Annotated in this window: 13 protein-coding genes and 1 pseudogene; 9 read left to right on the top strand and 5 right to left on the bottom strand. The window is 71.1% G+C overall.

Translation table 11 applies throughout. From position 1 onward, the window contains the following. Positions 1-217: pseudogene (locus VIG79_RS15780) on the bottom strand (alpha/beta hydrolase fold domain-containing protein); the annotation flags it as partial. An 85-nt stretch (positions 218-302) separates the two neighbouring features. Here VIG79_RS15780 and dop point away from each other — a divergent pair. From dop to VIG79_RS15755, 5 genes are read left to right on the top strand one after another with little or no spacing between them, the layout of a single operon-like run. Beyond that, on the top strand, positions 303-1,832 hold the full coding sequence (gene dop, locus VIG79_RS15775; RefSeq protein ID WP_331887387.1) for a depupylase/deamidase Dop: 1,530 nt from the start codon (positions 303-305) through the stop codon (positions 1,830-1,832). Between the two features lie 8 nt (positions 1,833-1,840). Then, entirely contained in the window at positions 1,841-2,044 is a 204-nt protein-coding gene (locus VIG79_RS15770; RefSeq protein WP_331887385.1) for a ubiquitin-like protein Pup, read from the top strand. Positions 2,045-2,052: 8 nt separating this feature from the next. Then, complete coding sequence (prcB, locus tag VIG79_RS15765; protein WP_414672645.1) at positions 2,053-2,904, top strand: proteasome subunit beta; 852 nt, start codon at positions 2,053-2,055, stop codon at positions 2,902-2,904. Continuing rightward, entirely contained in the window at positions 2,901-3,749 is an 849-nt protein-coding gene (prcA, locus tag VIG79_RS15760) for a proteasome subunit alpha (RefSeq protein ID WP_331887381.1), read from the top strand. Before prcB ends, prcA begins: the two co-directional genes overlap by 4 nt. Continuing rightward, entirely contained in the window at positions 3,746-4,246 is a 501-nt protein-coding gene (locus VIG79_RS15755) for a glutathione peroxidase (protein ID WP_331887379.1), read from the top strand. Before prcA ends, VIG79_RS15755 begins: the two co-directional genes overlap by 4 nt. Before the next feature lie 38 nt (positions 4,247-4,284). Here the strand turns inward: VIG79_RS15755 and VIG79_RS15750 are convergent, their stop codons facing one another. From VIG79_RS15750 to VIG79_RS15735, 4 genes are all read right to left on the bottom strand, one after another. Next, complete coding sequence (locus tag VIG79_RS15750) at positions 4,285-5,283, bottom strand: hypothetical protein (RefSeq protein ID WP_331887377.1); 999 nt, start codon at positions 5,281-5,283, stop codon at positions 4,285-4,287. A gap of 115 nt (positions 5,284-5,398) precedes the next feature. Continuing rightward, positions 5,399-6,448: a DivIVA domain-containing protein gene (locus VIG79_RS15745; protein ID WP_331887375.1), complete on the bottom strand. Its 1,050-nt coding sequence runs from the start codon at positions 6,446-6,448 to the stop codon at positions 5,399-5,401. Positions 6,449-6,480: 32 nt separating this feature from the next. Continuing rightward, a complete protein-coding gene (locus VIG79_RS15740; protein ID WP_331887373.1) occupies positions 6,481-7,191 on the bottom strand; it encodes a hypothetical protein in 711 nt (236 codons plus the stop codon). 130 nt (positions 7,192-7,321) lie between these two features. Then, positions 7,322-8,320 carry an NAD-dependent epimerase/dehydratase family protein gene (locus VIG79_RS15735; RefSeq protein WP_331887371.1) on the bottom strand — a complete coding sequence of 333 codons (999 nt, stop codon included), beginning with the start codon at positions 8,318-8,320 and terminating at the stop codon, positions 7,322-7,324. A 145-nt stretch (positions 8,321-8,465) separates the two neighbouring features. On the opposite strand from VIG79_RS15735, the gene pafA reads away from it, so the two are divergent. The 4 genes from pafA to VIG79_RS15715 form a co-directional block, all read left to right on the top strand. Next, complete coding sequence (pafA, locus tag VIG79_RS15730) at positions 8,466-9,827, top strand: Pup--protein ligase (protein WP_331887369.1); 1,362 nt, start codon at positions 8,466-8,468, stop codon at positions 9,825-9,827. A gap of 95 nt (positions 9,828-9,922) precedes the next feature. Then, positions 9,923-10,951 (top strand): FKBP-type peptidyl-prolyl cis-trans isomerase, encoded by a 1,029-nt coding sequence (locus VIG79_RS15725; protein WP_331887367.1) that lies wholly within the window; start codon positions 9,923-9,925, stop codon positions 10,949-10,951. A gap of 78 nt (positions 10,952-11,029) precedes the next feature. Beyond that, positions 11,030-11,758, top strand: coding sequence for a peptidase E (locus tag VIG79_RS15720; protein WP_331887366.1), 729 nt, complete (start codon positions 11,030-11,032; stop codon positions 11,756-11,758). 201 nt (positions 11,759-11,959) lie between these two features. After that, positions 11,960-12,153 (top strand): FKBP-type peptidyl-prolyl cis-trans isomerase (locus VIG79_RS15715; RefSeq protein WP_414672644.1); only part of this gene is annotated, 194 nt, incomplete at its 3' end.

Genomic DNA, 12,153 nt, shown 5'->3' with positions numbered 1-12,153 from the left:
CGCCGGGGTAGAGCAGCGCCTGGTGGGCGACCCGCGGGCCGCCCTCGTCACGGAGGACCATCGACACCACCGCGGCGAGGTTGCCGCCAGCGCTGTCGCCGCACACCGCCAACCGCTCGGCGTCACCGCCCAGCGGTCCCGCGTCGGCACCGAGCCAGCGCATCGCGTCGACGCAGTCCCACACCCCTTGCGGCGCCATGAACTCCGGCGCCAGTCGGAGGCGTCGGGTGACAGGGAGTCGCCGGTGGGCACCGGGACAGTGTGACGCCGGGCGGCACAGGCGCCGCACATAGGCTGGCGGCATGAGCGTCCGCCGCGTCATGGGCATCGAGACGGAGTACGGCATCTCCGTTCCGGGCGACCCTGCGGCGAACCCGATGATCCTCAGCGGGCACGTCGTCAACGCGTATGCGAGTGCCCACGGAGTGCGGTCGGGCCGGGCGTCGTGGGACTACGCCGACGAGGCGCCGCTGCGCGACGCCCGGGGCTTCGAGATCAGCCGGGCCCTGGCCGACCCCGGCCAGCTGACCGACGTCGAGGACCCGACCCTGGCCAACGTCGTGCTGACCAACGGCGCGCGGCTCTACGTCGACCATGCGCACCCGGAGTACTCGTCGCCCGAGGTCACCAACCCGCGGGCGGCGGTGACGTGGGACCGCGCCGGCGAGCTGATCATGCTCGAGGCGGTCCGCCGCCTCCAGAACCGGCCCGGCCTGCCCGGGGTGAACCTCTACAAGAACAACACCGACGGCAAGGGTGCCTCCTACGGCACGCACGAGAACTACCTCATGCGCCGAGAGACCCCGTTCGCCGACATCGTGCGGCACCTCGTGCCGTTCTTCGTGGTCCGCCAGGTGATCACCGGGTCCGGCCGGGTCGGGATCGGACAGGACTCGCGGACACCGGGGTTCCAGCTGAGCCAGCGGGCCGACTTCTTCGAGGTCGAGGTCGGGCTGGAGACGACCCTTAAACGTCCGATCATCAACACGCGGGACGAGCCGCACGCCGTCGCCGACCTGTACCGCCGGCTCCACGTCATCATCGGCGACGCCAACCACTGCGACGTCGCCAACCTGCTCAAGCTCGGCATGACCAGCCTCGTCCTCGCCCTCATCGAGGACCGGGCGATGACCAAGGACCTCACCCTGGCCAAGCCGGTCGCGACGTTGCACCAGGTCTCGCACGACCCGACGCTGCAGGCCAAGGTCACCCTGCGGGACGGCGGTCAGATGACCGCGCTGGAGCTGCTCTGGGAGTACCACGACGCGGTCGCCGCCTACCTCGACGTGCGAGGGCTCGGCGGAGAGTCCGACGACCCGCATACCGCGGAGGTGATGCGGCTGTGGGGGGACGTCCTGCACCGCCTGGAGACCGACCCGTCGACCTGCGCCGCCGACCTCGACTGGGTGGCCAAGCAGCAGGTGCTGGAGGGGTACCGCGAGCGCGATGGTCTGGACTGGAGCGACCCGCGGCTGCGTGCCGTCGACATCCAGTGGAGCGACGTACGCCCGGAGAAGGGGCTGTTCCGGCGGCTCGCCGACCGCGGGCGGATGACCATGCTCGTCGACGAGGCGGCGGTCGAGGCGGCGGTCACCACCCCTCCGGAGGACACCCGGGCGTGGTTCCGGGGCACCTGTCTCGACAAGTGGCCCACCCAGATCGCGGCCGCGTCCTGGGACTCGGTGATCTTCGATGTCCCAGGCCGGCAGGCCCTCCAGCGGGTGCCGATGCTCGAGCCGGAGCGCGGGACCAAGGCACACGTGGGCGCGATCCTCGACCGTAGCCCGGACGTGATCACCCTGCTGCGTGAGCTCGACGCGGCAGCGGGTTAGGTTGGAGCATGGCAACGCAGGAGCACAGCCGCCCGCAGCGGCGTGAAGGGGAGCCCGAGCCGGAGCCTGACGCCCCGGTCGCACCGGAGGCGAGCGCCCGCAAGGAAGCCCTCGACGACGACATCGACACCGTGCTCGACGAGATCGACGGTGTCCTCGAAGCCAACGCCGAGGAGTTCGTGCGCGGGTTCGTGCAGAAGGGCGGCCAGTGAGCTCGGACGTGTCCTCGGCGGGGCGTTCGGGCCGGTTGCCCCAGGCGTTCACGGTCCCCGGCTCGTCGTCGTTCAGTGAGTTCGTCGGGCAGGTCGCGCCCGAGCTGCTGCCCGCGCGTCGTCCGTTGCCCCCCGGGGCCAGCCTCGAGGCGCCGCACGGGACGACGATCGTCGCGCTCGAGTTCGCCGGGGGCGTCATCATGGCCGGCGACCGCCGCTCCACGATGGGCAACCTCATCGCCAACCGCGACATGGAGAAGGTCTTCGCCGCCGACGAGTACGCCGTGGTCGGCATCGCCGGGACGGCCGGGCTCGCCATCGAGCTCGTGAAGCTCTACCAGGTCGAGCTCGAGCACTACGAGAAGATCGAGGGCACGCTGATGTCCGTCGAGGGCAAGGCGAACCGGCTCGCGAACATGATCCGCGCCCAGCTGGCCATGGCCATGCAGGGCCTCGCGGTGGTGCCGATCTTCGCCGGCTACGACGTGGCCGACGGCAGCGGCCGGATCTACTCCTACGACGTGACCGGCGGCTGCTACCGCGAGCACGACCACCACAGCATCGGCTCGGGCTCGCTCTTCGCTCGCGGTTCAATGAAGAAGCTCTGGCGGCCCGGACTCGACGCCGACGCCGCCGTGCGGGTCGCGGTCGAAGGGCTCTACGACGCCGCGGACGACGACTCGGCCACCGGTGGCCCGGACCTGGGGCGGCGGATCTGGCCCACGGTGGCGGTCGTCGACCTGGAGGGGGTGCGGTTCGTCTCCGAGCAGAGCCTCGCCTCGATCGTCGAACAGGTGGTCGCCGACCGTCAGGGCAACCCCGGCGGCAACCCAGTGGGTCAGGGTGGAGGTGCGCGATGAGCATGCCGTTCTACGTCTCGCCCGAGCAGCTGATGAAGGACAAGGCGGACTACGCCCGCAAGGGCATCGCGCGCGGCCGGTCGGTCGTCGTCCTCGTCTACGACAAGGGCATCGCGTTCGTCGCGGAGAACCCCCAGAGCCTGCGCAAGATCTCCGAGATCTACGACCGGATCGCCTTCGCGGCGGTCGGTATGTACTACGAGTTCGAGAACCTCCGGGTCGCCGGCATCCGGTATGCGGACCTGCGCGGCTACTCGTACGACCGGTCCGACGTGAGCGCGCGTGGGCTCGCCAACGCCTACGCGCAGACCCTTGGCACGGTCTTCACCCAGGAGCCGAAGCCCTACGAGATCGAGCTCGTCGTCGCGGAGGTCGGAGAGACGCCCGAGCGGGACCAGATCTACCGGCTCACCTACGACGGCTCGGTCGCCGACCAGCACGGGTTCGTCGTCATGGGCGGCGCCAGCGCGCAGGCCGAGACCTCGCTGCGCGAGCGGTGGGCCCACGGGCTGACCCTCGCGGGAGCGCTCCGGCTCGCCGTCGACACCCTCGCGCAGGACCCGAACGGCGGCCCCGCGCGCACGCTCACCGCGGAGCAGCTCGAGGTCGCGGTCCTCGACCGGCAGCGTCCGCGGCGCACCTTCCGCCGGATCGCGGGTCCGTTGCTCGAGGACCTCCTCAACTCCGAGAGCCCGGTCTCGGACGCGCCGATGGTCGACGACGGCCGCCCCGGCCACCACGACGTGCTCACCGGGGGCCTGCCGGTCCCCGAGACGCCCGGTACCGACCAGCCACCCCCCGCGGACTCCGACCCCGGCACCGGATCCAGAACGGAGGACCTGTGACCACCGACCTCTACGACGCCCCGGCCACCTCCCTCGGGGGAGACGCGGCGGACCTGCACGCCTACGAGGGCCACGCTCTGCTGATCGTCAACACTGCGTCGAAGTGCGGGCTCACGCCGCAGTACGCCGGTCTCCAGCGGCTGCAGGACCGGTTCGCCGATCGCGGGTTCACCGTCCTGGCGTTCCCCTGCAACCAGTTCGGGCAGCAGGAGCCGGGCGGCGCCGACGAGATCCGCTCGTTCTGTCAGGACCGCTTCGGGGTCACCTTCCCGATCTTCGACAAGGTCGAGGTCAACGGACCCGGGCAGCATCCTCTGTATGCGTCGCTGACCCAGGTCGCGGACGCGGACGGGGTCGCCGGCGACATCCAGTGGAACTTCGAGAAGTTCCTGGTGGCGCCGGGCGGCGAAAGCGTGCAGCGGTTCCGGCCCCAGGTGGAGCCCGAGTCGGCCGGGCTCGTCGCCGCGATCGAGAGCGTGCTGCCCGAGTCGAGCTGACGCTCAGCCGGGCCTGCGGGTCAGCCGGGTCAGCAGGGTCAGCGGCGGACGCCGGCCTCCTCCTGGCTCGTCTCGTCGGCGGCAGCCGGTCCGTCGTGGTGTGCGTGGACGTCGGCCGAGTGGTCGAGCGTGTGCTCGGCCACCTCGACGTCTACCAGGGTCATCACCTCGGTCGGGGCCTCCGCCGGAACGACTGGTCCCGCGGAAGCGGACGGTCCGGAGGCGTCGGGTCCGGTGGCGTCCGGTCCGACGGCACGGCCCAGCTGCTGCAGCAGCTCGCCGACCGTGCTCAGCTGCGCGGTGATGCTCTGACGGCGGGCGTCGACAGCAGCCAGCTGGTTCTCGGTGTCGCGCTGGATCCGTTCGGTGCTCTCCTGACCCTGCCGCTGGACCAGCGTGGCCTCCTCCTGGGCGAGCTGTTCGACCCGGGTCGAAGCCTGCTGCAGGCGGTCGGCGTGCTTGGCGATCTCCTTGCTGAACGCGGCCAGGGCATCGGCCTGGCCGCGGTGGATGTCGACGATCGCCTGCGCCTCCGCTCGCCGAGCGTCCGCGTCAAGGTTCGCCTCGTCCAGCAGCACCGCGGCGCGCTGACGGGCCTCGTCGACGACCCGGTCGGCGTCGCCGCGGGCGGTGAGTCGCACGCGATCGGCGTGGCGCTCGGCCTCGGATCGCGCGGCGGTGGCCGACGCGTCCGCCTCGGCAAGGGTGCGTTGCGCCTGGTCGCGTCCGGCCGCGCGCAGCTCCTCGGCCTCCTCGTTGGCCAGCGCGAGGATCGACCCGATCCGGGCTCCGACGTCGCCGGCGGACGGGGCGCTCTGCGGTGCCTGCTTCTCCAGCTCCGCGATCCGCGCGGTGGCCTCGTCGAGGCGCCGCTGGACCTGGTTCAGATGGTCCTGCATCCGGGTGAGCTCGATGGTGCGGTCCGTAGCCAGCCGCCGAGCGGTCACGACGGAGGTCTGCATCTCGTCCATCGCGGACTTGACCTGCTCGGGGTCGAAACCGCGTAGAACGGTCCTGAACTGCGATTCTTCCGACATATCCGCTAACTCGATTCGGCCTGGGCGCTCGGCTGGGCGAAGTGATTCGACGCCGACAGCGCTCCGGTTGGGTGCGTGAAAGGGGTGGTGACGGAGAAAGTCTCCCGCCGACTGCTCAGCGGCGCACTCCGCTGTCCCGCCAGTCCGCCGTGTTCCCCGGCGAGGACCAGGAGTCCGGCACGGTGTAACCGCCGTCCGGATCGGCCACGGCAGCTTCGCGAGCCGGCTCCGCGGACCCGGTCAGGGCCGGCGCGCGGGGTGCCGGCGTCGCATCCGTGGACGGGGCCGACTCTGACGGCTCGGCATTGGGGAGCAGGGCTCGAGCCAGCCGCTCCCGGACCTCGGCCAGCTGGGCCCGCACCCGAGCGCGGTGTTCCAGCGCCTCGTTCCGGATCCGGGTCGCCTCGTCCCGGATCGCGGCCGCGTCGGCCCGGGCGTCGGTCAGCAGGAGATCCCTCTGGGCGGACGCGCGCTCGTGCACGGTGTCCAGCTCCTCGGTGGCTGCGGCGATCTCGCCCGTGAGCGAGGCCAGGCGCTGCTCGTGGGCGGCGCTCGTCGTGGCGAACTCGGCCTCCGCCTGGGCCTGCCGCTCGGCCTGCTCCGCGGCCAGCCGCGCGTACGCCTCGGCGTCGGCGCGATGCTGCGACTCGCGCAAGACGCGGGCGTCGGCCAGGATGCGCTCCGCCTCGGTGTGCGCGGTGGCAGTGATGGCCACCGCCTCACGCTCGGCCCGTTCGCGGATGTCGGACGCGTAGTGGTTCGCCTCGGCGCGGCTGGTGACCGAGGACGCCTCCGACTCGTCGTGCAGGGCCTGCGCCTTGTCGTGGGCCCGGCGGGTGATCTCGGCGGCCTCGGCCGCCGCCGCCCCGAGGATCTCACTGACGCGCGATCCCACACGCTCGAACGAGGCGTCGCCGCCCGCCGGTCTGCTCTCCAGCTCGGCGATCCGTCGCTGGGCGTCGGAGAGTGCGGCCCTGAGCTCCTCCTGGCCGCGCTCGGCGGCGCGCACCTGGTCAGCGCGCTCCTCCGCCTGCCGGGTGGCGTGGTTGAGCGAGGTGTAGAGCTCGTCGAGGACCTGCTCGACCTCGTCCGGGTCGTAGCCGCGCCGGACCGTGCGGAACTCCGGGTAGTACTCCTCGTCCGGGTCGTTCGGTGCGTCAGTCATGGTCGTGTTCCCCCATGGTGTCATCCCCGGGCTCACACGTCATCCCGAGGACCGGCGCGATCCGCGCTCGCGAAGGTGGAGCTCTGCGCCGAGAACTCGTCCAGGTCTCTGGACAGCTCCTCGTCCAGGGTGCTGAGCATCTTCACGATCTCCCCGAGCTGCCGCTCGACCTCATCCCGGTTCCGTGCCTTGTCGTCGAGGTCGGCCTGCAGGCGACGGCCCTCGTCGACGGCCTCCCGACGGGCCGCCTCGACGATCTGCGCCGCCTCTTGCTCGGCGTGCTGGACCTTCGCGTGGAGGGCGGCGTCAGCCTCACGCCGGGCCGCCGCCTCCGTGGAGGCCTGCAGCACGATCGCGTCGGCCGCGTCGACAGCCGCAGCCTTCATCCGCGCGGCCTCCCCTTCCGCCTTGCGCCGGACCTCGTCGGCATACCGCTGACTCTCGGCCCGAAGCTGGCCGGCCTCCTCGTCGGCCAGGCTCAGGATCGCGCTGACCCGCGTGCCGACGTCGGCGAACACGTGGTTGTGGCTGTTCTCGCTCAGGGCCGCCAGCCGAGTGACGGCTTCGTCGAGGTCGGCGTTGAGAGCAGCCTCCCGCTCCTGGGCCTTGGTGAGCTCCATGGTGCGTTCGGCGGCGGTCCGGCGCGCAATCGTCAGGGAGGTGGTCACCTCGGTGAGCGCAGCCGTGACCTGCTCCGGGTCGAAACCACGGAGCACCATTCTGAACTGCGGTTGTTCGACCATTCCGACCCCTCGATACGGAGTGAACACGCGGCAGGCTGATACTGAGGTTCGTCCCCGAATGGTCGCTTGGATGGGGGGTCCGATGTGCGGAAACCCCCCAAAATCGTCAGGACTGCGTAGTTCGATCGGACTACGAGCGGGCGTCCTCGATGATGGTCAGCTCGTCCGCGCGGTCCAGCCCCGCCTTCCGGCCGGTGCGCGCCAGGCCCAGTTCGCGCTCCCAGGCCAGGGCGTCACGGAGCGTGTCCACGAGCCCACGAGCTGACAACCCCGCAACCTGCGCGGAGGTCGTGTCACGGGCGCTGAACCCCGCCCACTCCGGGTCGGCGAGCCACAGCGCCAGGGATCTCTCGCCCATGAACTCCTCGACACCCGCGTCCCGCAGCGCCTCGTCCGACACCGACACCTCCACGCCGGCGAACCCCGCCACCTCGCGGGCAGCGGCCAGGACGTCGCCGAGCACCCGCTGGGGACCGTAGGCGTCGACGGCGCCGGTGACCCCGCGCAGCCCCGCGTCGACGATCCACGCCGCCAGGTCGGTCACGTCGAGGAACTGGGCGGGCCGGTCGGTGCGCTTCGGGACAAGAACCGGGCCGCCATCCTCCCGGGCCAGGGCGAACCGGCCGGGCCAGTAGCCGAACCGGTCGCTGCGGTCGCCGTACCCGACGATGAGCCCGCTCCGCGCGAGGAGCACGTTGTCGCCGCGGGCCGCGCGGCAGGCCACCTCGCAGGCGACCTTGCCCTCGCCGTAGGTCTCCGGCGCGGCCTCGTCCCCGTCGAGGGCCGGCAGCAACGGCGTATCGAGGCCGGCCCCGGGACGCGAGTGGTCGGCATACACCGAGCCCGAGGAGACGAACACCCAGCGCTCGCTCCGGTCGCTCAGGGCGGCGAGCGCGGAACGCACCTGGCCGGGCTGGCGGCTGACGTCGACGACCAGGTCCCAGCCGGGGGTGACGAGCGGTCGGTATGCGTCGGTCCGGTCCCGGTCCCCGGTAACGAGGCGGGCGCCCTCAGGGACGGACCCGCTCTCGCCACGGGCCAGGCAGGTGACCTCGTGACCCTGCCCGACCGCGTACCGGGCGACCGCACCGCCGAGCCAGGCCGTACCACCGAGGATGAGGACTCGCACACGACCGACCTTCCCAGCCAGGGCGCGCGGCCACGTACCAGGTTCGCTGAGAGCCGAGAGTCACCCCACGAAGTTCTCCCCACGACGTTCGCCGCTTCGCGTCTCCGCGGGGACCCCGAATGCCGGGGCGGCATACCCTGGGGAGATGGACCGGCGGATCTTCGGGATCGAGAACGAGTACGGCGTCACGTGCACGTTCGACGGCCAGCGCCGGCTCACCCCCGACGAGGTCGCGCGCTACCTCTTCCGCAAGGTCGTCTCGTGGGGCCGGTCGAGCAACGTCTTCCTCGGCAACGGCTCCCGGCTCTACCTCGACGTCGGGTCGCACCCGGAGTATGCGACGCCGGAGTGCGACGACGTCCGCGAGGCCGTGATCCACGACAAGGGCGGCGAGCGGATCATGGAGGGCCTGGTCGAGGACGCCCAGCAACGGCTGGCCGAGGAGGGCATCCCCGGCGAGATCTACGTCTTCAAGAACAACACCGACTCCGCCGGAAACTCCTACGGCTGCCACGAGAACTACTGCGTCGGGCGGGCGGGGGAGTTCCAGAAGATCTCCGACGTCCTGATCCCGTTCCTCGTCAGCCGCCAGATCACCTGCGGCGCAGGCAAAGTCGTCACCAGCAGCGCTGGCGCGAAGTTCTGCGTGAGCCAGCGCGCCGACCATATCTGGGAGGGCGTCTCGTCGGCGACGACTCGCAGCCGCCCGATCATCAACACTCGCGACGAGCCGCATGCCGACGCCGAGAAGTACCGCCGCCTCCACGTCATCGTCGGCGACTCGAACATGTCCGAGACCACGACGATGCTCAAGCTCGGCTCGGCCGACCTGGTCCTGCGGATGATCGAGGCCGGCGTGGTCATGCGGGACATGGCGCTGGAGAACCCGATCCGCGCGATCCGCGAGATCAGCCACGACATCACCGGGCGCAAGCTCGTCCGGCTGGCCAACGGCCGGGAGCTGTCCGCCCTGCAGATCCAGCGGGAGTACTTCGAGCGCGCGATGTCCTTCGTCGAGCGTGAGGGGATGACCGCGCCGATCCAGAAGCACGTCCTCGACCTCTGGGGCCGCACGCTCGACGCGGTCGAGTCCGCCGACCTCTCGCGTGTCGACACCGAGATCGACTGGATCATGAAGTACCGGCTCATCACTCGCTATATCGAGAAGAACGGGCTGTCGCTCTCCGACCCGCGAGTGCTGCAGCTGGACCTCGCCTACCACGACATCAACCGTCGTCGCGGGCTCTTCTACCTCCTTCAGCGCCGGGGGCTGGCCGCCCGGGTCTGCAGCGACATCGAGACGTTCCACGCCAAGGTGCGACCCCCGCAGACGACCCGGGCCAAGCTGCGCGGCGACTTCATCCGGGCCGCTCAGGAGCACCGTCGCGACTTCACCGTGGACTGGGTGCACCTCAAGCTGAACGACCAGGCCCAGCGCACTGTTCTGTGCAAGGACCCGTTCGCGTCCGAGGACTCACGGGTGATGAGGCTCATCGACAGCATGTGAGCACGCTGTGCGCACCATGTGGTCGGTGGCTCCGAGCCACAGGCGTCGCGGTTACAGTTGCGGCTCCCCGGTCCCCTTCCGAAGGTCCTTCTCGCGTGCGCTCCTCCCGCGCGGCCATCGCCGCTGCCCTGACCTCCCTCGTGCTCGTCCCGGCCCTCGCGGCCTGCTCGTCCGACGGTTCGGCGTCCGGCTCCGCGACGACCGCCGCCGCGGGCGCGGCGACCGCCGCCGCCACGGACCCGGCCCACACACCGCTGAACAAGCCCGAGGACCTCAAGGTGCTGGACGGGATCACCGTCGCTGGTGACGACCCCGCCGTCACCCCGAAGGTGACGATCGCGTCGCCGCCGGTGAGCGTCGGCGCGACCGCCGAGAAGACCCTCAAGGAGGGCACCGGCGACGCCAGCGTGGGTGGCGACAAGGTCACCGTCCGACAGGCGCTGTTCCTCGGCAAGGACGGCAAGCAGCTCCAGAGCGACTTCGAGGCGAAGTCGACAGCGTCGTTCATCCTCCAGGGCACCGACACCATCCCCGGCCTCATCACCGCGCTGACCGGCGTCAAGACCGGCTCCCGCGTCCTGTTCGCCATCCCCCCCGTCGAGGCGTTCGGCACCAACGGGCGGGCCGAGGCGGGCATCGGCCCGACCGACAACCTCGTCGTGGTCGCCGACGTCGTCTCGGTCGGCAAGGTCCTCAAGCAAGCCGAGGGTGCCGCCGTGGCCCCCGTTCCCGGGCAGCCGACCGTCACGTTCGACGCGACGAACGGCCCGACGATCACCGTCCCGAAGACCGCCGCCCCCACCGCGCTCGTCAGCCAGAACCTCATCGACGGCACCGGTCCGGAGGTCCAGACCGGCCAGACCATCACCGCCCACTACACCGGAGCCCTCTGGACCGATGGCACCGTCTTCGACTCGTCGTGGAAGCGCCAGTCGCCGGCCACGTTCGCGATCGGCACCGGCAACGTCATCCCGGGCTGGGACAAAGGCCTGGTGGGCAAGAAGGTCGGGTCGCGGGTACTGCTCGTCGTGCCGCCGGCCGACGGCTACGCCGACAAGGTCCAGGGCCAGATCCCGGCCAACTCCACCCTGGTCTTCGTCGTCGACATCCTCGACGCCAGCTAGGTCACCCCACGACGTTCTCCCCACGACGTTCGCCGCTGCGCGTCGATCCGTCGCGGGGACCCCGACTAGTTTTGGGGTATGCCCGCCGACGCCCCGACCATCCTCGCGACGTCCGGAGGGCGGGTCGAGGGCCGTCGTACGCCGTGGCAGGTCGGGCCGCTGACGGAGTATGCGGTCGAGCTCGCCCGCGTCTCCGGACGACGGCCCCGGGTGTGCTTCCTCGCGACGGCGCTGGGCGACAGCGCGTTCGCGCTCCAGGCGTTCTACGACGCGGCCCGGTTCGCCGGGTTCGAGGCGTCGCACCTCGCGCTCTTCCCGATGCCCAACATCGACGACCCGCGCGCCCATCTGCTCGCCCAGGACGTCGTCTGGGTGTGGGGCGGAAGCGTCGCCGGGCTGCTGGCGATGTGGCGCCTCCACGCTGTCGACGTCGCCATGCGCGAGGCATGGGAAGCCGGCGTGGTCCTGACCGGGGTCTCGGCCGGGTCCATCTGCTGGCACGTCGGCGGCCCGACCGACTCGTTCGGCCCGGACCTGCGCCCGATCACGAACGGGCTGGGCCTGCTGCCCTGGGGCAACGGCGTCCACTACGACTCCGAGGGGCAGCGCCGGCCGCTGCTGCACCGTCTGGTCGCCGACCGGACCCTGCCGACGGCCTACGCGACGGACGACGGCGTGGGCCTGCACTACCGCGGCACCGAGCTGGTCGACGCGCTGACCGAGATCCCCGGCAAGGGCGCATACCGGGTCGAGCGGGGACCCGACGGCACGGCCGTCGAGACCCGGATCGAACCCCGCTTGCTGTGACGCGACGGCGTGATCCGTCACGTCGCGCGTCATGTCGAAGGTCCATGTCGAAGGTCCATGTCGAAGGTCGTGTCGAAGGTCATGTCGCAGGTCATGTCGCACCCAGGGTCGTGCTCACGACACCAGCGGCGACATGACGCGCGACATGAACGCCGGATCGCCGGCCCAGCCGAGCTCACCCGCATACGGCAGACTTGGGGCATGGCACTCGACCCGGACCGCACCAAGCCCGAGCTCGACTTCCCCGGCGACGCGCCGCCAAGGGAGCTGGTCGTGGAGGACCTCATCGACGGTACCGGCGACGAGGCGACCGCCGGCCGCACGGTGAGCGCGCACTACGCCGGCTGGGCCTTCTCCACCGGTGAGGAGTTCGACGCCTCGTGGAACCGCGGCGC

The sequence above is a fragment of the Lapillicoccus sp. genome (assembly GCF_036559105.1).
In the GTDB taxonomy this organism is placed as follows: Bacteria; Actinomycetota; Actinomycetes; order Actinomycetales; family Dermatophilaceae; genus Lapillicoccus.
The sequence above is the reverse complement of the archived record's forward strand: the minus strand, read 5'-3'. Positions and strand labels throughout refer to the sequence as shown.

What these genes read in the sequence shown, in the direction of transcription:
- dop (WP_331887387.1), top strand. Translation starts at nt 303, where the DNA reads ATGAGCGTCCGCCGCGTCATGGGCATCGAGACGGAGTACGGCATCTCC.
- VIG79_RS15770 (WP_331887385.1), top strand. Translation starts at nt 1,841, where the DNA reads ATGGCAACGCAGGAGCACAGCCGCCCGCAGCGGCGTGAAGGGGAGCCC.
- prcA (WP_331887381.1), top strand. Translation starts at nt 2,901, where the DNA reads ATGAGCATGCCGTTCTACGTCTCGCCCGAGCAGCTGATGAAGGACAAG.
- VIG79_RS15750 (WP_331887377.1), bottom strand. Translation starts at nt 5,283, where the DNA reads ATGTCGGAAGAATCGCAGTTCAGGACCGTTCTACGCGGTTTCGACCCC.
- VIG79_RS15745 (WP_331887375.1), bottom strand. Translation starts at nt 6,448, where the DNA reads ATGACTGACGCACCGAACGACCCGGACGAGGAGTACTACCCGGAGTTC.
- VIG79_RS15740 (WP_331887373.1), bottom strand. Translation starts at nt 7,191, where the DNA reads ATGGTCGAACAACCGCAGTTCAGAATGGTGCTCCGTGGTTTCGACCCG.
- pafA (WP_331887369.1), top strand. Translation starts at nt 8,466, where the DNA reads ATGGACCGGCGGATCTTCGGGATCGAGAACGAGTACGGCGTCACGTGC.
- VIG79_RS15720 (WP_331887366.1), top strand. Translation starts at nt 11,030, where the DNA reads ATGCCCGCCGACGCCCCGACCATCCTCGCGACGTCCGGAGGGCGGGTC.